The sequence below is a fragment of the Kitasatospora putterlickiae genome (genome assembly GCF_039527695.1).
In the GTDB taxonomy this organism is placed as follows: Bacteria; Actinomycetota; Actinomycetes; order Streptomycetales; family Streptomycetaceae; genus Kitasatospora; species Kitasatospora putterlickiae.
In genome coordinates, this window is record NZ_BAAAKJ010000439.1 from 1 (window position 1) to 598 (window position 598).

The window sequence follows — 598 nt, forward strand, 5'->3', positions numbered from 1 at the left end:
CGTCACCGCCGCGCTCACCCGGCTCCGGCTCGCCCTGCACGCGCCCGCCGCCCACCTCCTCCACGAACGGCACGCCCGCTACCTGCGCGAGCTGACCCGCGCCTTCGAACAGCACCGCTGGGACGACGCCCTGCGCGACGCCCTCCCGCTCGCCGCCGAGCCGCGGGGCGGCACGACCGCGCGGACCTGGCTCTCCCTCGCGCTGCCCAAGCGCTTCACCGGCGCGCTGCGCGCCACCCCGAGCGCCGGCGCCCCGGCCTCGGTCACCCCGTTCAGCGGCCCCACCGCCTACCAGCACCTCAGCGCGCTCTACCGGCACGCCGCCGAGCGGCTGGAGCGGCAGGGGCGGATCGACGAAGCCGCCTTCGTCCTGGCCGACCTGCTCGACGCGCCCGCCGAGGCCGTCGCCCTGCTCGACCGGCACGGCCGCCGGGCCCAGGCCGCCGAGCTCGCCGAGGGCCGCGACCTCTCCGCCGACCTGGTGGTCCGCCTCTGGTGGCGGGCCGGCGAGCACGAGCGCGCCATCCGCATCGCCCACCGCCGGGGCGCGTTCGCCACGGCCGTCACCGGCCTGTCCGCCAGCGACCCGGCGGCCGTC

The 598-nt window shown here is 79.4% G+C and carries 1 pseudogene; it reads left to right on the plus strand.

The features are described from left to right. Positions 1-598 (plus strand): annotated as a pseudogene (locus ABD308_RS35970) (hypothetical protein); the annotation flags it as partial.